This is a genomic window from Rhodoferax sp. LS1P39, assembly GCF_056521425.1.
In genome coordinates, this window is sequence record NZ_JBWMAV010000006.1 from 204,953 (window position 1) to 226,763 (window position 21,811).

General features: G+C 64.1%; 19 protein-coding genes. 12 read left to right on the forward strand and 7 right to left on the reverse strand.

What is annotated here, in order from left to right; translation table 11 throughout:
• Positions 1-63: 63 nt before the first annotated feature.
• Positions 64-1,092, reverse strand: a complete 1,029-nt coding sequence (locus tag AC097O_RS12465) for a LacI family DNA-binding transcriptional regulator (RefSeq protein ID WP_479593134.1) — start codon at positions 1,090-1,092, stop codon at positions 64-66.
• A gap of 12 nt (positions 1,093-1,104) precedes the next feature.
• Positions 1,105-1,920, reverse strand: coding sequence for an exodeoxyribonuclease III (locus AC097O_RS12470; RefSeq protein WP_479593135.1), 816 nt, complete (start codon positions 1,918-1,920; stop codon positions 1,105-1,107).
• Between the two features lie 11 nt (positions 1,921-1,931).
• On the opposite strand from AC097O_RS12470, the gene pyrE reads away from it, so the two are divergent.
• Both pyrE and AC097O_RS12480 read left to right on the forward strand, forming a co-directional pair.
• A complete protein-coding gene (gene pyrE, locus AC097O_RS12475) occupies positions 1,932-2,624 on the forward strand; it encodes an orotate phosphoribosyltransferase (protein WP_479593136.1) in 693 nt (230 codons plus the stop codon).
• Between the two features lie 29 nt (positions 2,625-2,653).
• Complete coding sequence (locus AC097O_RS12480; protein WP_479593137.1) at positions 2,654-3,247, forward strand: DUF4124 domain-containing protein; 594 nt, start codon at positions 2,654-2,656, stop codon at positions 3,245-3,247.
• A gap of 77 nt (positions 3,248-3,324) precedes the next feature.
• On the opposite strand, the gene gatB is transcribed toward AC097O_RS12480, so the two are convergent.
• Genes gatB through gatC form a run of 3 tightly spaced genes read right to left on the reverse strand, consistent with a single transcriptional unit; the run spans position 3,325 to position 6,572 of the window.
• Complete coding sequence (gene gatB, locus AC097O_RS12485; RefSeq protein WP_479593138.1) at positions 3,325-4,791, reverse strand: Asp-tRNA(Asn)/Glu-tRNA(Gln) amidotransferase subunit GatB; 1,467 nt, start codon at positions 4,789-4,791, stop codon at positions 3,325-3,327.
• A 2-nt stretch (positions 4,792-4,793) separates the two neighbouring features.
• Complete coding sequence (gene gatA, locus AC097O_RS12490) at positions 4,794-6,266, reverse strand: Asp-tRNA(Asn)/Glu-tRNA(Gln) amidotransferase subunit GatA (protein WP_479593139.1); 1,473 nt, start codon at positions 6,264-6,266, stop codon at positions 4,794-4,796.
• 6 nt (positions 6,267-6,272) lie between these two features.
• Positions 6,273-6,572 carry an Asp-tRNA(Asn)/Glu-tRNA(Gln) amidotransferase subunit GatC gene (gene gatC / locus AC097O_RS12495; RefSeq protein WP_479593140.1) on the reverse strand — a complete coding sequence of 100 codons (300 nt, stop codon included), beginning with the start codon at positions 6,570-6,572 and terminating at the stop codon, positions 6,273-6,275.
• Positions 6,573-6,842: 270 nt separating this feature from the next.
• Between gatC and AC097O_RS12500 the strand changes: the two genes are divergently transcribed.
• From AC097O_RS12500 to AC097O_RS12545, 10 genes are all read left to right on the forward strand, one after another.
• Positions 6,843-7,886, forward strand: a complete 1,044-nt coding sequence (locus AC097O_RS12500) for a rod shape-determining protein (protein WP_295952839.1) — start codon at positions 6,843-6,845, stop codon at positions 7,884-7,886.
• A gap of 33 nt (positions 7,887-7,919) precedes the next feature.
• Positions 7,920-8,840 carry a rod shape-determining protein MreC gene (gene mreC, locus AC097O_RS12505; RefSeq protein WP_479593141.1) on the forward strand — a complete coding sequence of 307 codons (921 nt, stop codon included), beginning with the start codon at positions 7,920-7,922 and terminating at the stop codon, positions 8,838-8,840.
• A 25-nt stretch (positions 8,841-8,865) separates the two neighbouring features.
• On the forward strand, positions 8,866-9,396 hold the full coding sequence (gene mreD / locus AC097O_RS12510; protein ID WP_479593142.1) for a rod shape-determining protein MreD: 531 nt from the start codon (positions 8,866-8,868) through the stop codon (positions 9,394-9,396).
• Positions 9,397-9,552: 156 nt separating this feature from the next.
• Positions 9,553-11,571, forward strand: a complete 2,019-nt coding sequence (mrdA, locus tag AC097O_RS12515) for a penicillin-binding protein 2 (protein ID WP_479593143.1) — start codon at positions 9,553-9,555, stop codon at positions 11,569-11,571.
• Between the two features lie 288 nt (positions 11,572-11,859).
• Entirely contained in the window at positions 11,860-13,203 is a 1,344-nt protein-coding gene (gene gudD, locus AC097O_RS12520; RefSeq protein WP_479593144.1) for a glucarate dehydratase, read from the forward strand.
• Positions 13,204-13,244: 41 nt separating this feature from the next.
• Positions 13,245-14,516: an ABC transporter substrate-binding protein gene (locus AC097O_RS12525; protein ID WP_479593145.1), complete on the forward strand. Its 1,272-nt coding sequence runs from the start codon at positions 13,245-13,247 to the stop codon at positions 14,514-14,516.
• Between the two features lie 153 nt (positions 14,517-14,669).
• Positions 14,670-15,659: a carbohydrate ABC transporter permease gene (locus AC097O_RS12530; protein ID WP_479593146.1), complete on the forward strand. Its 990-nt coding sequence runs from the start codon at positions 14,670-14,672 to the stop codon at positions 15,657-15,659.
• Positions 15,660-15,671: 12 nt separating this feature from the next.
• Positions 15,672-16,715 carry a carbohydrate ABC transporter permease gene (locus AC097O_RS12535; protein ID WP_479593147.1) on the forward strand — a complete coding sequence of 348 codons (1,044 nt, stop codon included), beginning with the start codon at positions 15,672-15,674 and terminating at the stop codon, positions 16,713-16,715.
• A 28-nt stretch (positions 16,716-16,743) separates the two neighbouring features.
• Positions 16,744-17,745 carry an ABC transporter ATP-binding protein gene (locus AC097O_RS12540; protein WP_479593148.1) on the forward strand — a complete coding sequence of 334 codons (1,002 nt, stop codon included), beginning with the start codon at positions 16,744-16,746 and terminating at the stop codon, positions 17,743-17,745.
• 14 nt (positions 17,746-17,759) lie between these two features.
• A complete protein-coding gene (locus AC097O_RS12545; RefSeq protein ID WP_479593149.1) occupies positions 17,760-20,174 on the forward strand; it encodes a glycoside hydrolase family 31 protein in 2,415 nt (804 codons plus the stop codon).
• Between the two features lie 55 nt (positions 20,175-20,229).
• Here the strand turns inward: AC097O_RS12545 and AC097O_RS12550 are convergent, their stop codons facing one another.
• Entirely contained in the window at positions 20,230-20,988 is a 759-nt protein-coding gene (locus AC097O_RS12550) for a sulfite exporter TauE/SafE family protein (RefSeq protein WP_479593150.1), read from the reverse strand.
• Positions 20,989-21,314: 326 nt separating this feature from the next.
• The gene (locus AC097O_RS12555; protein ID WP_479593151.1) at positions 21,315-21,743 is read right to left on the reverse strand and encodes a hypothetical protein; all 429 of its coding nucleotides are present in this window, start codon (positions 21,741-21,743) and stop codon (positions 21,315-21,317) included.
• Positions 21,744-21,811: the final 68 nt, after the last annotated feature.

Genomic DNA, 21,811 nt, shown 5'->3' on the forward strand with positions numbered 1-21,811 from the left:
ACACGTGTGCAATGTACGGTGAATAAAGAAATGTGTGATCTAGGGTCTTCCCTGAGAAAGTATTCAGGGGCGCAAGGTGGTGCGCTCTACCAGCGCCACGGGGAGCTGCAGCATGCGGCTGGGCATGTCGGGCTCCTGCATGCGCTCGGCCAGGCAGGTGACTGCCGCTTCGGCCAATCCATCCACGTTCTGGCGCAGGGTGGACAGCGCGTAGGCCGACAGGCCTGCCATCGGAATGTCATCGAAGCCGATGACCTGGAAGTCTTCAGGCACGTGCAGGCCAAAATGCCGACGCGCACCGTCCACCAGGCCACAGGCCAGTACGTCGTTGGCGCAAAAAACGCCGTCTGGCCGGGCCTGTGTATCGGCCAGCAGGGCATGCGCGGCTTCGAATCCACCGGCATAGGTGGCTGCGGCCGCTTCCATGCGGCGCAACACCACCTCACCGCCTTGGACGGCTTTCGCCAGTGTCTGCACGAACCCGTCGCCGCGTACGCTAGCGCTGTAGGTGGCCGTTGCCGAGCTCAGAAACACCAGCTTGCGGGCTCCCTTGGCCAGCAGGGCGCGCGCGGCCATCGCCCCGCCTTCAAAATGGTCGCTGCTGACCACGTCCACGCCCTCCAGGTCGGGCGCGCGGTTGATCATGGCCACGGGAACCCGCAGGCGCAAGTACTCTTTGGCCAGCTGGATGGGTGGCGTGCCCGATGTCAGGATCACCCCCGCAATCCGGTACTGCAACAGATGCCGCAAGGATTTGGCCAATTGCGCGGGCTCGCTGGCATCCATCAGCAGCGGTGCCAGAGAGCGCAGCGCCAGATGGTGGGTGATGGGACCGAGCAGGCTTTGCAAAAACGGGTCGTCAAAGCCTTTGACCACCACCCCCACCAGATTGCTTTGGCGCTGGATCATGCTGCGCGCCAGGATGTTCACCTGGTAGCCCAGCGCCTCTGCCGCGCGTTGCACTTTCTCGCGGGTTTCTGGCGACACGCTGGCACCTTCGGTAAAGGTGCGCGATACCGCCGAGCGGGACACACCCGCTTTGCGCGCGACATCGGCAGCGGTAATCCAACCGGTGGGGTGCTCTGTACTCATGGCGGAAGGGGCTTAGAGCGTCAGTTCGTAGTCCACCGTGATGGGTGCGTGGTCGCTGAACTTCACGTCCTTGTAAATATGCTCAGTGCGCGCCAGCGCCGCCAGGGCGGGCGTGGCCAGGTGGTAGTCCAGCCGCCACCCGACGTTGTTGGCGTAGGCCTGGCCGCGGTTGCTCCACCAGGTGTAGGCGGTGTCGGTGGCGGTGGGTTGCAGCTGGCGGTACACATCGACCAGACCCAGACCGGCCGCTTCGGCGGCCTCGGGGTGGGCCAGCGCGTAGGTCATCCAGGCGCGCTCTTCGGGCAGGAAGCCGCTGTTCTTCTGGTTGCTGCGCCAGTTTTTCAGGTCGATCTGCTGGTGGGCGATGTTCACGTCGCCGCACAGAATGAACTCGCGGGTTTTGCGCAGGCTGGCCAGGTAGGGGCCCATCTCGGCCAGAAAGCGGAACTTGGCCAGTTGCCGGTCTTCGCCCGACGAGCCGCTGGGGAAGTAGCAGCTGATGATGGACAGCTTGCGGGTCGGGGTGTCAAAGCGCAGCTCGACGTAGCGGCCCTCGGCATCGAACTCGTGCGAGCCGTAGCCGGTGACCACCTCGCTGGGCACGTGCCGGGTGTACACGCCCACGCCCGAATAGCCCTTTTTTTGGGCAAAGTGGAAGTAGCCCTGCAGCCCGGCCAGCTGCTCGAACTTGCCCTGTACATCGGCGGCCTGGGCCTTGACTTCCTGTACGCAAATACAATCCGGAGCGGTTGCGGCGATCCAGGCTTCCACGCCTTTGCTGGTGGCCGAACGGATGCCGTTGAGATTCAGGCTGGTTAATTTGAACAAGGATTTTCCCCATGGTGGACATTAAAGCGCCCGCTAGCTTAGCGCAGGATTTCGTACAGTTTGCGGTGGAGTCCGGGGTGCTGCGCTTTGGCGAATTCAAAACCAAGGCCGGGCGCATGAGCCCCTATTTTTTCAATGCCGGGCTGTTTGACGATGGTGCCCGCATGCAGCGTCTGGCCGAGTTCTATGCCCAGGCCTTGCTCCACAGCGGCATCGAGTTTGACATGATTTTTGGCCCCGCCTACAAGGGCATCCCGCTGGCGGCCACGGTGGCGGTGGAACTGGCGCGGCAGGGCCGCAACCTGCCGTTTGCCTACAACCGCAAGGAGGCCAAAGACCATGGCGAAGGGGGCTCTCTGGTGGGGGCACCGCTGAAAGGCCGGGTGCTGATCGTCGACGACGTGATGTCGGCGGGCACTGCCGCCCGCGAGTCGATTGCGCTGATCCAGGCCGCCGGTGCCACACCCCACGCCGTGGTGATCGCGCTGGACCGCCAGGAAATGGCCACCGAGGGCGGGCGTGATGTACCGCACAGTGCGGTGCAATTTGTCCGTAACCAGCTCGGGTTGCAAGTCTGTGCTATTGCCAGGCTCGCAGATTTACTACAATACTTGCAACAAAATGATACAAATGAGCTGCGGGCTCATTATCCACGGGTGCTAGCCTATCGGCAGCGCTACGGAGTTGATGAAGGAACCATGTGAGATGTTGGGCCAGGGTTTTAGGTGTAGCCGTGCTGTGCAATAGTTTGCTCGGCGTTGCGTCTGCGCAGGGCATATTTACCTGTACCGACAGCCGGGGCAAAAAAATCACCTCCGACCGGCCCATCCCCGAATGCCTGGACCGCGAGCAAAAAGAGCTCAACGCCAGCGGCACTGTCAAGCGCAACCTGGGCCCCGTCCTCACCGCCCAGGAAGTCAGCGCGCAGGAAGCCCGCGACAAAAAAGTAGCCGAGGACCGGGCCCGCGCCAACGAGGAACGCCGCCGCAACCGCGCCTTGCTCACCCGCTACCAGAACCAGGCCGCCCACGATGCCGAGCGCGCCAGCGCCCTGACCCAGGTGGATGCCGTCATCCAGACCGCCAACAAGCGCATGGCCGAATTGGCGGTGCAACGCAAAGCGCTGGACAGCGAACTTGAGTTCTATAAGGCCGACCCCAGCAAGGCCCCGGCCTACCTCCAGCGCCGCGTCACCGAATTCCAGGACAACCTGGTCGCCCAGCAGCGCTTCATCGCCAACCAGCAGCTGGAGAAAAAGCGCGTCAACGACCGTTTCGACGAAGAGCTGGCCCGGCTCAAGCCGCTGTGGGCTGGCCCGGCAAACTGAACTTGCTACGCATTTAGTAGCTGCTCATGCTTATCCCATAAGCACAAGCAGCCTGAAAAGTATATAAACGGCTGGACTTAGCCCGCCAGCTTGGCCTTCAGGAGCGCGTTGACCTGGCCCGGGTTGGCCTTGCCTGCACTGGCCTTCATGATCTGGCCCACCAGCGCGTTCAGCGCCTTCTCGTTGCCCGCCTTGAACTCGGCCACGTTCTTGGCGTTGGCGGCAATCACCGTGTCGACGATGGCCTCCAGCGCGCCGGTGTCGTTCATCTGCTTCAAGCCCTTGGCTTCGATGACTGCATCCACCTGCGCATCCGCGTCGGTCCACAGCACATCGAACACCTGTTTGGCGGCGTTGTTGGAGATGGTGTTGTCGGCAATGCGGTCCAGCAGTTTGGCCAGCTTGTCAGCGGCGACTGGCACCTGCGCGATGTCCAGGTCTTGCGCGTTCAGGCGGCGGGCCACCTCGCCCATCACCCAGTTGGCCGCCAGCTTGGGCTGCGCGGGCTGACCTGCGGCAATCGCGGCTTCGAAGTAGCGGGCAATGCCCTTGCTCTGCGTCAGCGCGGTGGCATCGTATTCGCTCAACCCATAGTCCGCGCCAAACCGCGCCGCCATCACGCGCGGCAACTCGGCCATCTCGGCGCGCACGCGCTCCACCCACTCCGGGGCCACCACCAGTGGCGGCAGGTCGGGGTCGGGGAAGTAGCGGTAGTCGGCGGCATCTTCCTTGGTGCGCATGGCGCGGGTTTCGCCGGTGTCGGGGTTGAACAGTACCGTGGCCTGCTGGATCGCATGGCCGTCTTCGATCTGCTCGATCTGCCAGCGCACTTCAAAGTCGATGGCCTGCTGCATGAACTTGAAGCTGTTCAGGTTCTTGATTTCGCGGCGCGTGCCCAACTCGGCCCCGGGCTTGCGCACCGAGACGTTGGCGTCGCACCGGAAGCTGCCTTCTTGCATGTTGCCGTCGCAGATGCCGATCCAGGTGACGATCTTGTGCAGCTCTTTGGCATAGGCCACGGCCTCGGCGCTGGAGCGCATGTCGGGCTCGGTCACGATCTCCAGCAGCGGCGTACCGGCACGGTTCAGGTCGATGCCGGTCTGGCCGATGAAATCCTCGTGCAGCGACTTGCCCGCGTCTTCTTCCAGGTGCGCGCGCACCAGGCGCACGGTCTTCTTCTCGTCGCCCAAAAAGAACTCCACCGAGCCGCCTTGCACCACCGGAATCTCGAACTGGCTGATCTGGTAGCCCTTGGGCAGGTCGGGGTAGAAGTAGTTCTTGCGCGCAAACACGCTGCGCGGCGCGATGGTGGAGCCCAGCGCCAGCCCGAGCTGGATGGCGCGCTCGACCGCGCCCTTGTTCATCACCGGCAGCGTGCCCGGCAGGGCCAGATCGACAGCGCAGGCCTGGGTATTGGGCTCGGCCCCGAAGGCGGTGGAGGCACGGCTGAAAATCTTGCTGGCGGTGGAGAGCTGGGTGTGGGTCTCGAAGCCGATGACGACTTCATAGCCCTGGACCAGCAGGGAAGGAGGTGCTTTGCTCATATTCAGAAACCGGCGGGTTGTTGGCGGTGGAAATCGGTGGCCTGCTGGAAGCGGTGCGCGATGTTCAGCAGCCGGGCTTCTTGCAGGTAGTTGCCAATCAGTTGCAGGCCCACGGGCATGCCGCCTTCGCCTTGGCCTGCGGGGATGCTCATGCCGGGCAAACCGGCCAGGGACGAGGGCAGGGTGAAGATGTCGGCCAGGTAGGCGGCTACCGGGTCGGCCGACTTGTTGCCCAGCTTCCAGGCCACGGTGGGCGCGACCGGCCCGGCAATCACGTCGCACTGGGCAAAGGCTTGCTGGAAGTCGTCGGCAATCATGCGGCGGATTTTTTGCGCCTGCAGGTAGTAGGCGTCGTAGTAGCCGTGGCTCAGCACGTAGGTGCCGATCATGATGCGGCGTTTGACCTCGTCGCCAAAGCCTTCGGCGCGGGTTTTTTTGTACATGTCGATCAGGTCGGTGTATTTGTCGGCGCGGTGGCCAAACTTCACACCGTCGAAGCGGCTCAGGTTGCTGGAGGCCTCGGCTGGGGCGATCACGTAGTACACGGGAATGGCCATCTCGGTGCGCGGCAGGGCGATGGGCACCAGCTTGGCACCCAGCTTTACATATTGCTGCAAGGCGGCATCGACCACAGCGCGCACGTCGGGGGCCAAACCGTCGCCGAAAAACTCGGCGGGAATGCCGATGCGCAGGCCGTCGATCGAGTCGTTCAGGCTGCGGCTGTAGTCTTCGGCGGGGATGTCCAGCGAGGTGGAGTCGCGGTCCAGGTCGGGGCCGCACAGGGCGGACAGCAGCAGGGCGCAATCTTCGGCACTGCGGGCCATCGGGCCGGCCTGGTCCAGGCTGGAGGCAAACGCCACCATGCCGTAACGGGACGCGCGGCCATAGGTAGGCTTGATGCCGGTGATGCCGCAAAACGAGGCCGGTTGGCGGATCGAGCCGCCCGTGTCGGTGCCGGTGGTGGCGGGCACCAGGCGCGCGGCCACGGCGGCGGCGCTGCCACCCGACGAGCCACCCGGAATGCGCGTGGTGTCCCAGGGATTCAGCACCGGCTGGAAGGCCGAGTTCTCGTTGGCCGAGCCCATGGCGAATTCGTCGCAGTTCAGCTTACCCAGCGTAATCACCCCTTGCTGCCCAAGCTGCTTCACTACCGTGCTATCAAAAGAAGAGCGATAGCCTTCCAGTATCTTGGAGCCCGCCGTGGTGGGGAAATCCTGGGTGACGAAGATGTCCTTGTGCGCCATGGGCACGCCTTCCAGCGGGCCTGCGGTGCCGTTGGCCAGCCGTGCATCGGCAGCGGCGGCCTGGCGCAGGCTGACGGTTTCGTCCATGGCCAGGTAGGCACCCAGCGAGGCGTGGGTTTCGGCACGGGCCAGAAAGTGCCGGGTGGTTTCCACGGCGGATACCTTGCGGGCGCGCAGCAGTGCCGCCAGTTCGACCACGCTCAGGTCGTGTAGCTGTGTAGAAAAACTCATGGCGCTTTATTCGATGACTTTGGGAACGAGGAACAGGCCGCGCTCAACGGCGGGCGCGGTTTGCTGGTTGGCTTCGCGCCGGTTGGGCTCACTGACCACGTCGTCGCGCAGGCGCAGCACGATGTCGTGCATCACCGCCACCGGGTGGGCCAGGGGTTCGATGCCCTTGGTATTTACCGCGCGCATGGTTTCCACGATGCCGAAAAAGCCGTTCAGCTGGTTCAGCAAGCGGTCGCGTTCATCGGCCTGGAGTTCCAGGCGGGCCAGGTTGGCGATGCGGTCAAGTTCTGGGAGAGTCAGGGCCATGTCTTAAACAGGGTTGCAAACGAAAGTAAAGCGGGGTTTCCGCGCAGTTGGCGCAGGTTAGCCACAGGAGATGCGGTATTATCCCGCCTTTGGTCGCGCGGTCGCTTCGTGACATTGTTTTGCACCAAGAAACCTAATTAAGACCTTTACAGAACCCGGGCGGCGGGCATATTGCCCACAACCTGGGCACTGTAGGGGTGATGTCTATTTAGAACCGTATTACACGGCGATGGCGTGCCGATGCGCAGGCCATGCCCGAGAGGATTTTGCATGTTTGGGACTTTCCGTCGGTACTTTTCTACCGACCTGGCCATCGATCTTGGCACCGCCAACACCCTGATTTACGTACGCGGCAAAGGCATTGTGCTGGACGAGCCGTCCGTGGTCGCCATCCGCCACGAGGGCGGGCCGCAAGGCAAAAAAACCATCCAGGCCGTGGGCAAGGAAGCCAAGGCCATGCTGGGCAAAGTACCCGGCAACATCGAGGCCATCCGCCCGATGAAAGACGGCGTGATTGCCGACTTCACCGTCACCGAGCAGATGCTCAAGCAGTTCATCAAGATGGTGCACCCCCGTGGCGTGTTCCGTCCCAGCCCGCGCATCATCATCTGCGTACCCTGCGGCTCCACCCAGGTCGAGCGCCGCGCCATCCGTGAGTCCGCTTTGGGTGCCGGTGCTTCCGAGGTGTATTTGATCGAAGAACCTATGGCCGCGGCCATCGGTGCCGGTTTGCCGGTGTCGGAAGCCAGCGGCTCCATGGTGGTGGACATCGGCGGCGGCACCACCGAAGTGGGCGTGATCTCGCTGGGCGGCATGGTCTACAAGGGCAGTGTGCGCGTGGGCGGCGACCGTTTCGACGATGCCATCATCAACTACATCCGCCGCAACTACGGCATGCTGATCGGCGAGCCCACGGCAGAAGCCATCAAGAAAAACATCGGCTCGGCCTTCCCTGGCTCCGAAGTCAAAGAGATGGAAGTCAAGGGCCGCAACCTGTCCGAAGGTGTGCCGCGCAGCTTCACCATCTCCAGCAACGAAATCCTCGAAGCCCTGACCGACCCGCTGAACAACATCGTCGCCTCGGTGAAGAACGCGCTGGAACAAACCCCGCCCGAGCTGGGTGCCGACATTGCCGACCGCGGCATGATGCTGACCGGCGGCGGCGCACTCCTGCGCGACCTGGACCGCCTGCTGGCCGAAGAAACCGGCCTGCCGGTGCTGGTGGCCGAAGAGCCGCTGACCTGCGTGGTGCGCGGCTGCGGCATCGCCCTGGAGCGCATGGAGCGTCTCGGTTCGATCTTCACCAGCGAATAATATTCGCGGAACACGCCAACCAGAGGTACGGCGATGCCACTTGGTACGCTGGACAGGACCCCGCCCCCGTTCTTCAAACAGGGCCCCTCGGCCCTGACCAAACTGATATTTTGTAGCGCGCTGGCCCTGTTTCTGATGGTGGCCGACGCGCGTTTTGCGTTGATGCGGCCGCTGCGCGCCGGTCTGGCCACGGCTTTGTACCCGGTGCAGTGGGCGGTGATCGAGCCCTTCCGTCTGGCACTGGGCGGCAGCGCCTACTTTGCCAGCCAGGCCAGCCTGCAGGCCCAGGCCGACAAGGCCCAGCGCCTGCTGGTCACCCAGTCGGTGCGCGCCGGGCAGGTGGAGCAGCTCACCCTGGAAAATTCCCGCCTGCGCCAGCTATTGGCGCTGCGCACCACCATCACCACCCCGGCCCAGAGCGCCGAAGTGCTGTACGACGCCGCCGACCCCTACACCCACAAGGTGGTGATCGACAAAGGCACGACCCACGGCGTGGTGGCGGGCTCGCCGGTGCTGGACGGCCAGGGCGTGCTGGGCCAGGTCACCCGTGCCTACCCCATGGTCAGCGAAGTCACCCTGCTGATCGACCGCGACCAGGCCATCCCCGTGCTCAACACCCGCACCGGCGCGCGCAGCGTGGCCTATGGCGACCCGGCCTCGTACGGTGGCCAGCTGGAGCTGCGCTTCATGGCGGGCAACTCCGACGTGCAGATCGGCGACGTGCTGACCACCAGCGGTGTGGACGGTGTCTACCCGCTGGGCCTGCAGGTGGCCAAGATTGCCAAGATCGAGCGCCGTGCCGACTCGGCCTTTGCCCGCATCTACTGCACGCCAGTGGCCCAGGTGGCCGGTCCGCGGCATGTGCTGGTGTTGCAGCCGGTGGCTTCGCAGATTCCCGAAATGCCGCCAGAGCCGGTGCCCGTGGTTACTCCTAAAAAAGGAGCTAAAAAATGATGCTGCACCGGCACGGGAGCCTTTCATGATCATGCGCCCTGGCCAGCAGTTGCTGCTGCCTGCCAACCCGGTGTTCATCGGTGTCAGCCTGGTGCTGGCGCTGCTGTTCAACATGGCGGAGAACATCGGCCTGTGGGGCCGCGCGCCCTGGGTGCCCGACCTGCTGGCGGTGGTGCTGGTGTTCTGGAGCGTGCACCAGCCCCAGCGCGTGGCCATTGGCACCGCCTTTGTGTTTGGCCTGTTCATGGACGTGCACCAGGTCAGCCTGCTGGGCCTGCACGCGCTGGCCTACAGCGTGATGAGCTTTCTGGCCATCGCCATGCACCGCCGCCTGCTGTGGTTTACCGTGCCCTCGCAGGCCATGCAGGTGCTGCCGCTGTTTGTGGTGGCGCACCTGGTGCAGTTTGTATTGCGCATGCTGGGCGGTGGCACCTTTCCCGGCTGGTCCTTCCTGTTGGCACCGGTGATCGAAGCCGTGCTGTGGCCGCTGGTCAGCATCGTCTTGCTGGCACCGCAACGCATGGCACCCGACCCCGACAAGACCCGCCCGCTGTAGGTATGGCACACCCCCAGGCTACACACTTCGTGTTTTCGCCAACCCCCTTGCAGGGGGCAACACCAGTGGCCCGGCAAAGCCGGTTCCACGGTGTTTCTGGCGGCTCATCGTGTTTGAAGACGTCGGTGGTGGTATCACGCGCCGTGGTGTTACGGCATGACTGAACTCAAAGATGTAGGCGCCGAGATCTACCGCTTTCGGCTGCGGCTGGTGGCCGCCGGGGTGGTGGTGGTGCTGGCGTTTGGCGGCCTGGTGGCGCGGCTGGCCTACCTGCAGATCTCGCGCCATGACGACCTGCTGGAGCAGGCCGAAAGCAACCGCACCGCCATCGTGCCGGTGGTGCCCAACCGGGGCCTGATCCTGGACCGCAACGGCGTGGTGCTGGCCACCAACTACTCGGCCTACACGCTGGAGATCACGCCCAGCAAGGTGGGCGACCTGGAACAAACCATCGACGCGCTGGCCGAGGTGGTGGACATCCAGCCGCGCGACCGCCGCCGCTTCAAGAAGCTGGCCGAAGAGTCGCGCAACTTCGAATCCCTGCCCATCCGCACCCGGCTGACCGATGTGGAGGTGGCCCGCTTTGCCGCCCAGCGCTTTCGCTTTCCTGGCGTGGACATCAAGGCCCGGCTGTTCCGCACCTACCCGCAGGGCGAGCTGGCCAGCCACGTGATCGGCTACATCGGGCGTATCAACCAGTCGGAAAAAGCCCGCATCGACGAGTCCGAGGAGGCCGACAACTACCGGGGCACCGAATACATCGGCAAGCTGGGCATCGAGCAAAGCTACGAGGCCCAACTGCACGGCCTGACCGGGGTGGAAGAGATCGAAACCTCGGCCGGGGGCCGCGCGGTACGCAAGCTGGCCAGCAACCCGGCCACGCCCGGCAATACGGTGGTCATGTCCATCGACATCAAGCTGCAAAAGCTGGTCGAAGACCTGTACGGCAACCGCCGGGGCGCGCTGGTGGCGCTGGACCCGAAAACCGGCGAGGTGCTGGCCTTTGTCAGCATGCCCACCTTTGACCCGAACCTGTTCGTGGAAGGCATTGATGTAGAGAGCTGGCAGGCGCTGAACGGCTCGCCCGACAAACCGCTGCTGAACCGGGCCCTGCGCGGCACCTATCCGCCGGGCTCCACCTACAAGCCCTTCATGGCCCTGGCGGCACTGGAAACCGGCAAGCGCACGCCCCAGCAAAGCATTGCCGACCCGGGCTTCTTCATGCTCGGCGGCCACCGCTTCCGCGACGACAAAGAGGGCGGCCACGGCACGGTGGACATGTACAAATCCATCGTCGAATCCTGCGACACCTACTACTACATGCTGGCCAACGACATGGGCGTGGACCTGATGCACGACGAGATCAGCAAGTTTGGCTTTGGCGGCCTCACCGGCATCGACATCCAGGGCGAAGTGCGCGGCATTCTGCCGTCCACTGCCTGGAAGCGCCGCGCCTACAAGCGGCCCGAGCAGCAAAAGTGGTACGCCGGGGAAACCATTTCGCTGGGCATTGGCCAGGGCTACAACAACTTCACCATGCTGCAACTGGCCTCGGCCACCGGCATCCTGGCCAACGACGGCATCAAGATGAAGCCGCACCTGGTGAAAGAAGTGACCGATGTGGTGGCCCACACCACCCAGCAGACCCTGCGCGAGATCAAGGCCGAGATCAGTGCCAAACAGGCCAACATCGAGGTCATCAAACGTGCCCTGGTGGGCGTGAACATCGAAGGCACCGGCGCCAACTCGTTCCGCGGCGCGGGCTATGTGGCGGCGGGCAAGACCGGCACGGCCCAGGTGGTGTCGATCGGCAAGAACGAAAAGTACAACGCCGCCGCCATGGCCGAGCGCCACCGCGACCACGCGCTCTACATGGCCTTCGCCCCGGCAGAGAACCCGCAGATCGCCCTGGCCATGGTGGTGGAAAACGCCGGTTTTGGCGGCGTGGCTGCGGCCCCCATCGCCCGCCGGGTGTTCGACTACTGGCTGCTGCAAAAGTACCCCAGCCTGCAAGACCTGGCCGCCGTGCGCCTGGGCCAGGCCCCGGTGCCGATAGGCACGCCCCGCGCGATTGCCGACGTGCCCGAGCTGCCCGGCTATGTGACCCCGCCCGCCGCACCGGCATCGGCGGCATCTGCCCCGGCATCCGCACCCCAAACCCTCCGCAAAAAGTGATGCTACCGCCCATCACATGGGCGTTGGTAGCTATCAAAAATACAGTATTCACCGCACGGTGCCAGGCAGGCGCACCCGCCTGCCGATGGAGCAGGGCGGGCGCCATGGCTACAAAAATGGTATCCGTAACATGGTCGGAGCTTTTTCGTTTTTGAGTGCGCGATGGGGTATTCCCCATCCAAATGCAAGGGTAACTCCTAGTTTTATGCCCAAACATTAGCGATACGATTCGTTTTAGCTTGTTATCGATAACAAAACACTCCGTAACGAAATAAACCGAACCACACCATGACCCTCCAGTCCCCCTCCGCCACCCCCCGGATCACCGCGCTGCAGGTCATTCCGGTGGCCGGGCATGACGACATGTTGATGAACCTGAGCGGCGCGCACGGCCCGTTCTTCACCCGCAACCTGCTGGTCCTGACCGACAACGCAGGCCACACCGGCGTGGGCGAGGTGCCCGGCGGCGAGAAAATACGCCAGACGCTGGAGGATGCCCGGGCGCTGATCGTCGGCCAGTCCATTGGCAACTACCAGGCCGTGCTGAACGCCATGCGCAGCCAGTTCGCCGAGCGCGACAGCGGTGGGCGCGGGCAGCAGACCTTCGACCTGCGGGTGGCCATCCACGCCGTGACCGCTGCCGAGTCGGCCCTGCTCGACCTGCTGGGCCAGCACCTGGACCTGCCGGTCGCCGCGCTCCTGGGCGAAGGCCAGCAGCGGGATGCGGTGCAGATGCTGGGCTACCTGTTCTACGTGGGCGACAGTGCCCAGACCAACCTGGCCTACCGCACCGAGCCCGGTGCCGACAACGACTGGTTCCGCCTGCGCCACCAAAAGGCCATGACCCCCGAAGCCATCGTGCGCCTGGCCGAAGCGGCCCAGCAGCGCTATGGCTTCCAGGACTTCAAGCTCAAGGGCGGTGTGCTGCGCGGCGACGAGGAAGTGGATGCCGTGGTGGCGCTGCACGAGCGCTTCCCCGAGGCGCGTGTCACGCTGGACCCCAACGGCGGCTGGCTGCTCAAAGATGCCATCCGCCTGGGCCAGCGCATGCGCGGCGTGGTGGCCTATGCCGAAGACCCTTGCGGAGCCGAAGGCGTGTTCTCTGGCCGCGAGGTGATGGCCGAGTTCCGCCGCGCCACCGGCCTGCCCACGGCCACCAACATGGTTGCCACCGACTGGCGCGAGATGGCGCACAGCCTGGCGCTGCAGTCGGTCGATATCCCGTTGGCCGACCCGCATTTCTGGACCATGGCCGGTTCGGTGCGGGTGGCCCAGATGTGCCAGGCCTTCGGGCTGACCTGGGGCTCGCACTCCAACAACCATTTCGACGTGTCGCTGGCCATGTTCACCCACGTGGGTGCGGCGGCACCCGGCAAGGTCACGGCCATCGACACGCACTGGATCTGGCAGGACGGCCAGCGCCTGACCAAGGAGCCCTTGAAGATCGAAGGCGGCTATGTCAAGGTGCCCCAGAAGCCGGGTCTGGGCGTGGAGCTGGACATGGCCGAGGTGGAAAAGGCGCACCAGCTGTACCTGCAGCACGGCCTGGGCGCGCGCGACGATGCCACGGCCATGCAGTTCCTCATCCCCGGCTGGAAGTTCGACAACAAGCGCCCGTGCATGGTGCGTTGATTTCTACGTTCATCACTACTACCAACAAAGAGGCAAGCACCATGAAATTCCCTTCCCCCCTGTTAAAAACCGTTGCAGCCCTGGGCCTGCTGGGCCTGGCCACCGTGGCAGTGGCCGACATCCGCGTCATGTGCTACCAGGACGGCATCGAGTGCGACGTGACCGCCGACCTGATCAAGCGCTACGAGAAGCAAAACCCCGGTGCCAAGGTGAACCTGGACATCGTGCCCTACAAAACCGTGGTCGAGCAGTTACCCATCCAGCTGGCCGCGGGCCAGGGCCCCGACATTGCCCGCGTGGCTGAAATCGGCGGCCTGTCGAAGAACTACATCGACATCGGCCCCTACCTCAAAGACCGCAAAACCTGGGAAGCCAACTTCGGCAGCACCCTGCCCTGGATGCGCAACAAGGCGGGCGACAAGGGCATCTACGGCATGCTGTCGCAGCTCACCATGACCGGCCCGTTCGTCAACAAAACCTTGTTTGAACAGGCCAAGATACCCCTGCCCGGCCCCAAGGCCACCTGGGACGAGTGGGCTGACGCAGCCCGCAAGGTCGCCAAGGCCACCCAGACCCCCGCCGCCATGGCCTGGGACCGCTCGGGCCACCGCTTTGCCGGCCCGGCTGTGAGCTTTGGTGCCAAGATATTCGATGCCAAGGGCAACCTGGCGCTGGACGAGGGCTACAAGACCACCGTGGCCAAGCTGGTGGGCTGGCACAAGGACGGCACCATGCTGAAAGACGTGTGGGGCGGCTCCGGCGGCTCCAGCTATGCCGATACCGTGGGCGAGTTCAAGAACGGGCGGGTGGTGATGATTCTGTCGGGCTCCTGGCAGATCAACCGCATGCAAAAGGAAATCGGCAACGCGTTTGACTGGGTGGCCGTGCCCAACCCCTGCGGGACCAGCGCCTGCTCCGGCATGCCCGGCGGCTCGGCCTGGGTGGCGCTGAAGACCACCAAGTCGCCCAAGGAAGTGGCCCAGTTCCTGGACTTCATGGCGCAAGAGGCCAACGTGGCCGAGTTCGCTTCGCGCACCAACACCATCCCGGCCCACGCCGAAGTCGCCAAGCGTGGCCTGGCCTACACCAGCGCAGGCCCTGCCGCCAAGGCCGCCCTCACCGTGTTCACCAACGGCACGCCCACCGTGGCCCCCGCCGCCTATGCGCTGCAGGGCTACAAATACAACCGCGCCCTGATGCTGCCCACCGTGACCCGCGTCACCCAGGCCATCGTCGGCGAGATCAGCGTGGACGAGGCGGTCAACAAGATCGGCACCGACATGGCCGAGGCGGTCAAGCAGGCCGAAAAGTAGGCTCTGAGCTGCTTGGATGCTTTTCAGGCCTCCCGTGCTTATGGATAGAGCGTGAGCAGCTATTAATTTTGTAGTGTAGTGAGAAGCAAACCCCTGCCGTTGCGGCGGCGGGGGCGATGCCTGCGCCTGCGCAGGCTGCTGGAGAGGAGATCTATGTCTGTGTTTCTGCGCCTTCTGGGCTTGTTTTTCAACCTGTTCGAGCCGGTGTTCCGGCTGGGGCAGAAGTGGCTGGGGGCCTCGCGCATCGGCTGGCTGTTTGTGGGGCCGAACCTGCTGATCATCAGCATCTTCACCTTCCTGCCCATCCTCATCAACCTGGTCTATGCGGTGACCGGTGGGGTCAACCTGCTGCCCACGCAGCGGCCATTTGTGGGGCTGGAGAACTTCAACATCCTGCTGGAATGCCGCGACTACAGCGACCTGCAAAGCTGCCGCACCGACATCTTCTGGCGCTCCATCTTCAACACCATGAAGTTCAGCGCCATCCAGGTGGTGCTGATGCTGTTTTTCTCGCTGGTCACGGCCCTGGTGCTGAACCGCAAGATCATCGGCCGGGGCTTCTGGCGCGGCGTGTTCTTCTACCCGGTGCTGCTGTCGCCGGTGGTGGTGGCGCTGATCTGGAAGTGGCTGCTGCAAAGCCAGGGCGTGTTCAACGCGGGGCTGGTGGCCATGGGCTCGCAGCCGATGGACTGGCTGCTGGACCGGCACTGGGCCTTCTTCTGGGTGGTGGTGGTGTCCATCTGGGCGCACATGGGCTTTTACACGCTGATCCTGCTGGCCGGTTTGCAGGCCATTCCCAAAGACGTGTACGAGGCCGCCGAGATGGATGCCGCCAAGCCGTGGCGGGTGCTGTCGCGCATCACCCTGCCGTTGTTGATGCCCAACCTGATCGTGGTGCTGGTGCTGGTGATGATCCGCGCGGTGCAGAGCTTTGACGAGGTGTTCGTGCTCACCGGCGGCGGGCCGGGTTCGGCCACCACCTTCATCGTGCAGTACATCTACCAGACCGGCTTTGCCGAGCAAATCCACCTCTACGGCCTGGCGGCAGCGGCTTCGCTGATCCTGGCTGCGGGCCTGATGGCCCTGACCCTGGCGCAACTGCGCCTGTCCAAAGCCAGCGACGCTGGCAAAACCAAGAAGTAAGGACGGCACACCATGGCCAATTTTGTAACCCGCACCCGGGGCCGCAACCGCCTCCACTGGACGGACTGGGTGTCGTATGCCTACCTGGTGGCGGGCCTGTTCGTGATGTTCGGCCCGGTGCTGTGGCTGGTGATGTCGTCGTTCAAGACCGAGAGCGCGCTCAGCCAGTTCCCGCCCAGCTTTTTGCCCTACAGCCAGAAAGAGGTGGTGGTGGCCGGTTTTGACAAACCGCTGCCGCTGTTTCTGGCCAAGGACGAGACCGGCCAGACCCGCGAGCTGGCCCAGGTGCGGCGCATCGGCATCATGGCCACCATGGTGGACCCCGCCGCGCCGCAGACCGAGATCAAAGTCAACATCAACGACCGCAAACCGCTCAACGAGCTCAAGTTTGCCAGCGGCAACTACACCGAGCTATTTGGCAAATTCGCCTTCGGCACCTATTTGTGGAACAGCGTGTTCATCACCGTGGTGGCCACCATCCTCACGCTGCTGTTCAACTCCATGGCGGCGTTTGCCCTGTCCAAGTACCAGTTCACCGGGCAAAAGACGGTGTTTGTGCTGATCATCGCCACGCTGATGATTCCGCCCACCATCATTTTGGTGCCCGCGTTTCTGGTGATCTCGGAGCTGAATCTGCTGAACAACCTGTGGGGCGTGATCCTGCCCGCCGTGGCCACGCCCACCGGGGTGTTTTTGCTGCGCCAGTACATGCTGACCATCCCCGACGAGCTGCTGGAAGCCGCCCGCATGGACAACGCCAGCGAGTGGCGCATCTACTGGAAGATCATCCTGCCGCTGGCGGCCCCGGCCATGGCGGTGCTGGCCATCTTCTCGTTCATGTGGCGCTGGAACGACTTCCTCTGGCCGCTGATCGTGCTGTCCAAGTCCGAGAACTTCACCCTGCAGCTGGCCCTGAATGCCTTCCAGGGCGAGCTCAACACCCAATGGCACTACCTGCTGGCCATGACCGTCATCACGCTGATCCCCATCACCCTGGTGTTCACGTTTTTGCAAAAGTACATCACCACCGGCATTGCCAGTGCCGGTGTCAAGTAAGGAAAGTAAGGAAAGTAAGGAATTCGCTATGGCTACTTTAGAACTCGCCCAGGTCGTCAAATCGTTTGACAAAACCACCATCATCCACGGCGTGGACCTGCACGTCGCCGACGGTGAATTCGTGGTCTTTGTCGGCCCCTCGGGCTGCGGCAAATCCACGCTCTTGCGCATCATCTCCGGGCTGGAGCCCGCCACCAGCGGCGAAATCCGCATCGACGGCCAGCGCGTCAACGAGCTCACCGCCGCGCACCGGGGCTGCTCCATGGTGTTCCAGTCGTACGCGCTGTACCCGCACATGAGCGTGTACAACAACATGGCCTTCGGGCTGGAAAACCTGGGTGTGGCCAAGGCCGAGATCGAGCGCAAGGTGACCGCAGCCGCCACCATGCTGCAGCTGGGCCCGCTGCTGCAGCGCAAGCCCACCCAGCTCTCGGGCGGGCAGCGCCAGCGGGTGGCGATTGGCCGCTCCATCGTGCGCGAACCCAAGCTGTTTTTGTTCGACGAACCCCTGAGCAATCTGGATGCCGAGCTGCGCGTGTCCATGCGCGCCGAGATCCGCGACCTGCACGCCCGCCTGGGTGCGACCATGATTTACGTCACCCACGACCAGGTCGAGGCCATGACCATGGCCGACAAGATCGTGGTGCTGCGCGCAGGCCGTATCGAGCAGGTGGGCACGCCGCTGGACCTGTACAACCAGCCCTGCAACCAGTTTGTGGCCGGCTTCATCGGCAGCCCGCGCATGAACTTTGTGCCCGCAGCGCAATTCCCCAGCGCCAAGCCGGGTGTCACCACCGTGGGCATCCGCCCCGAGCACGCGCAGTTGGACGAGCACGGCCCCCTGCACCTCAAGGTGGCACAGGTGGAGCAACTGGGCAGCACCAGCATCCTGCACGGCAGCGTGGTCGAAGGTACGCCGTTCGAGCTGATCCTGCCCGGCCAGACCCTCATCCAGCGCGGCGACACCGTGCGCGTGACGGCACCCCCCGAGCACCTGCACTGCTTTGACACCAACGGCTTGCGTATCTAACTTTTATTTTCACCATGCGCCTCGACCACCCCCCCGTATTCGCCCTGCAATCGCAGCAGGGCAACCACCTCACCCTGGCCAGTCCGGGTGGGGCCACTGCCCACATCTGGGTCCTGGAAGAAGACATCGTCCGCGTGCTGGTGTTGCCGCAAGGCCAGCTGCAGATGCCCCGCACCTGGACGGTAGCCCCCGGCCTGGAAGACCTGCCGCCCGAGGGCCGCGACCGCATGGACACCAGCGGCTTCTCGCTGCCCGCGTTTGACCTGTTCGAGGACGGCACGCGTCTGTGCATCACCACCGCCCAGGTGCGCCTGACGGTTGCGCTGCAAGGCTTCTTTTGCCGATGGGAGGGCCAGCACCAGGGCGCGTGGACCGCCACCGCCGCCGACCGCGCCACCCAAAGCTACAACTTCGGCTGGTGGGACGAGAAGGTCTACCACTACCTGGAGCGCGCCCGGGGCGAGCAGTACTTTGGCCTGGGCGAGCGCGCGGGCGATGCCAACCGCGCCGGGCAACGCTACCGCATGTGCAACCTGGACCCCATGGGCTACAACGCCCGCAGCACCGACCCGCTGTACAAGCACATCCCGTTCTACATCACCCGCAAGGGTGGTGAAAAAGACGCAGGCCTCAGCTTCGGCCTGTTCTACGACACCTTGTCTGACTGCAGCTTCGACATGGGCCGCGAGATGGACAACTACCACGGCCACTACCGCTACTTTGTGGCCGACCACGGCGACCTGGACCTGTACTACATCGCCGGGGCCGACCCGGCCGCCATCACCCGCCGCTACACCTGGCTTACCGGCCGCCCGATCTTCCCGCCGCGCTACGCGCTGGGCTATTCCGGCTCCACCATGCGCTACACCGACGCGCCCAACGCCCAGGAGCGCATGGGCGAGTTTCTGGCCCGCTGCGCCGAGCACGACATCCCCTGCGACTCGTTCCATCTGTCCTCGGGCTACACCTCCATCGGTGCGGGCCGCTACGTGTTCCACTGGAACCGCGACAAATTTCCCGACCCGGCAGCCTTCGTGCAAAGCTACCTGGACCGGGGCGTGCGCCTGGTGCCCAACATCAAGCCCGCGCTCTTACGCGACCACCCGCGCTTCATTGATGCCGCCCAGGCCGGTCTGCTGATCCACGACCCCGACGGCCAGCCCACCGCCGTGCAGTTCTGGGACGGCACCGGCGGCTACCTGGACTTCACCAACCCCGCCACCATCGCCTGGTGGAAACAGCAGGTCACCACGCAGCTGCTACAGCTGGGCATCCCCACCACCTGGAACGACAACAACGAGTTCGAGATCTGGAGCAGCCAGGCCCAGGTGCACGGCTTTGGCACACCACGCGCCGCCATGCAGGCCCGCCCGTTGCAAACCATGCTGATGGTGCAGGCCTCGCACGCCGCGCAAACCGAATACGCGCCGCAGGAGCGCCCGTTCCTGGTGTCGCGCTCGGGCGCGGCGGGCATGCAGCGTTATGTGCAAACCTGGTCGGGCGACAACTACACCGCCTGGGACACGCTGAAATACAACATCCGCATGGGCCTGGGCCTGGCGATGTCCGGCGTGTCCAACACCGGGCACGACATTGGCGGCTTTTCGGGCCCCGCGCCCGGCCCCGAGCTGCTGGTGCGCTGGGTGCAGCACGGCATTTTTCTGCCGCGCTTCAGCATCCACTCGTGGAACGACGACCAGACCGTCAACGAGCCCTGGATGCACCCGGCCGTCACCCCGCAGATCCGCGCGCTGGTGCACTTCCGCTACCGGCTCATGCCGTATTTCTATGATCTGGTGTGGCGCTACCACCGCAGCTTCGCGCCCATCATCCGCCCCACCTACTACGACTTCCCCGAGGACGCGCAGTGCCTGGAGGAAAACGACGACATGCTGCTGGGCGCGCACCTGCTGGCCGCCGCCGTGGTGGAACCCGGCCAGACCGAGCGCCGCGTCTGGCTGCCCGGCACCGGGGCCTGGGTGTGCTGGCACAGCGCGGCGTATTTCGAGGCCGGACAGTGGATCACCTTGCCCGCCGCGTTGGACGGCCCACCGCCGCTGCTGGCCCAGGCCGGTTGCGCCATCCCGCTGAACGTGGGCGAGATCCACTTCGACAACGTGCAGGATGTGCGCGGCTTTCAGGTGTTCCCGCACCCCGATGCCGGCCAGTTCGAAGCCACCTGCTTTGAAGACGACGGCCATTCCCAGGCCTGCCGCGATGGCAACCACGGCCAGTGGCGGCTGCAGGTGGCCAGCAGTGCCGACAGCCTGCACATCACGGTGGCCCGCGAAGGCCAGCAGCCGCCCACGCAAGCCAACCTGCTGCTGCGCCTGCCCGCCGCCGATCCGCGCCCGCTGGCGGTGGCCGGGGCCACGGTAGCCCAGAGCACCGTGCAGGGCGCGTGGCGCGAGGTTCTAGTGGTGTTTTAGGCCGCTAGTGCTTATTCCAAGGGCGTGACGAGCTACCTATTTAGTAGCAAATGCGCTATTGGATGAACGCGCTGTAGCCGGTCTTCAAGATCAGCGCGCTCACCACGAAGATGAACACGGTGCGCACAAAACCCGTGCCGTGCTTCAGCGCCATGCGCGAGCCCAGCACGCTGCCCAGCACATTGGCAATAGCCATGGGCAGCACAAAGTGCCACCAGATGTGGCCGGTAGACACAAACAGAATCAGCGCCGCCAGGTTGGTGCCGGTGTTGAGCAGCTTGGCCGAGGCCGAGGCGTGCAAAAAGTCGTAGCCCAGCCAGCGCACCATCAAAAATACAAAGAAGCTGCCCGTGCCGGGGCCAAAAAAGCCGTCGTAAAAGCCAATGGTCAGGCCGATGCCGCTGGCAATCAGCGCCTCTTGGGTGCCCGAAAAGCGCGGCGCGTGCACGGCACCCAGCTCTTTCTTGGCCAGGGTGTAAACCAGCACCGCCAGCAGCACCACCGGCAGCAGCTTGCGCAAAAAGTCGCTGGGCACCACCGTCACCAGCCAGGCCCCGCACATTGCCCCGGCAAAACCTGCGGCGGCGGCGGGCAGCAGGCTGGCCCAGCGCAGTTGCACCCGGCGGCTGTACTGCCAGGTGGCAAAACCGGTGCCCCAGATAGAGGCCCCCTTGTTGACCCCAAACAGCGTGGCCGGGTGGGCCGTGGGGAAGGTGGCAAACAGCGCAGGCACCAGGATCAAGCCCCCGCCGCCCACAATCGCATCCACAAAACCAGCCAGCAGCGAGGCCAGCGAGACAATAAGGAGTTCCATGCGCAGATTGTCGCATCCCAAAACGCTACTGTTTCAGGAGCTGCTCACGCCCGTACCATAAGCGCAAACGGCCTAAAAGGCATAAAGCCGCAAGAGTGCAGCAGCCATAAAAAAAAGCGCCGGGGTGAAGCGGCGCTTTTCAAAAACATCTCGTAGCGGATGTCTAAATGGATGTGTTGATCATTCTGCTGGGTGTCTCCCCGGACCCTCGCTGGGAGGAGCGCTGGGCCCCTCTGCAAGTTGTCGAGACTGTATACGGATGTGTCGCCACAGGTATTAGGACTTACCCTTTCTGGTGCGTCTTGTTTCGGCCTGTGTACACGATCTTAGTGTGCCACCTGGCGACGCTCCAGCATGCGTTCTTCGGCCATGAAATCGCTGTAGGTGAAGTCGGTGTGGCCCATGCCGGCCTCGTCGTCTTCGTCTTTCAGGGCCTGGGTCAGCAGTTTGCGCAGCACCATCAGGCTGCCGGGGTCCAGGGCTTTTTCGGTCTCCAGCAGGGCTTGCTGCAGGTCGGTGCTGCCCATGTGGGCCTTGCGCGGGTTCAGGGTTTCGATGCCGCGCGTCAGGCGCTGGGCCAGTTGCCGGGTGGCGATGAAGCGGCTGGCGGCAAACGCGGGGTGCACCCGGCTCAGCACCAGTTGCAGGCCGCCGAGCAGGATTTGCAGCTCCAGCAGCTTGGGGTTGTCGGTCACCCGGGGCAGCATCAGCTCGGCGTTCCAGGGGGATTCTTGGCGCAGGTCGGGTGTGTTCATAGCGCCAAAGTTTATAGACTGCTATGGTTTTGAATCACCGCAAAGCGGCATAAACGCCCGGTAATTGC

Coding starts and splice junctions, on each gene's coding strand:
- AC097O_RS12465 (WP_479593134.1), bottom strand. CDS start 1,092: ATGAGTACAGAGCACCCCACCGGTTGGATTACCGCTGCCGATGTCGCG.
- pyrE (WP_479593136.1), top strand. CDS start 1,932: ATGGTGGACATTAAAGCGCCCGCTAGCTTAGCGCAGGATTTCGTACAG.
- gatB (WP_479593138.1), bottom strand. CDS start 4,791: ATGAGCAAAGCACCTCCTTCCCTGCTGGTCCAGGGCTATGAAGTCGTC.
- gatA (WP_479593139.1), bottom strand. CDS start 6,266: ATGAGTTTTTCTACACAGCTACACGACCTGAGCGTGGTCGAACTGGCG.
- gatC (WP_479593140.1), bottom strand. CDS start 6,572: ATGGCCCTGACTCTCCCAGAACTTGACCGCATCGCCAACCTGGCCCGC.
- AC097O_RS12500 (WP_295952839.1), top strand. CDS start 6,843: ATGTTTGGGACTTTCCGTCGGTACTTTTCTACCGACCTGGCCATCGAT.
- mreC (WP_479593141.1), top strand. CDS start 7,920: ATGCCACTTGGTACGCTGGACAGGACCCCGCCCCCGTTCTTCAAACAG.
- mreD (WP_479593142.1), top strand. CDS start 8,866: ATGATCATGCGCCCTGGCCAGCAGTTGCTGCTGCCTGCCAACCCGGTG.
- mrdA (WP_479593143.1), top strand. CDS start 9,553: ATGACTGAACTCAAAGATGTAGGCGCCGAGATCTACCGCTTTCGGCTG.
- gudD (WP_479593144.1), top strand. CDS start 11,860: ATGACCCTCCAGTCCCCCTCCGCCACCCCCCGGATCACCGCGCTGCAG.
- AC097O_RS12525 (WP_479593145.1), top strand. CDS start 13,245: ATGAAATTCCCTTCCCCCCTGTTAAAAACCGTTGCAGCCCTGGGCCTG.
- AC097O_RS12530 (WP_479593146.1), top strand. CDS start 14,670: ATGTCTGTGTTTCTGCGCCTTCTGGGCTTGTTTTTCAACCTGTTCGAG.
- AC097O_RS12535 (WP_479593147.1), top strand. CDS start 15,672: ATGGCCAATTTTGTAACCCGCACCCGGGGCCGCAACCGCCTCCACTGG.
- AC097O_RS12540 (WP_479593148.1), top strand. CDS start 16,744: ATGGCTACTTTAGAACTCGCCCAGGTCGTCAAATCGTTTGACAAAACC.
- AC097O_RS12545 (WP_479593149.1), top strand. CDS start 17,760: ATGCGCCTCGACCACCCCCCCGTATTCGCCCTGCAATCGCAGCAGGGC.
- AC097O_RS12550 (WP_479593150.1), bottom strand. CDS start 20,988: ATGGAACTCCTTATTGTCTCGCTGGCCTCGCTGCTGGCTGGTTTTGTG.
- AC097O_RS12555 (WP_479593151.1), bottom strand. CDS start 21,743: ATGAACACACCCGACCTGCGCCAAGAATCCCCCTGGAACGCCGAGCTG.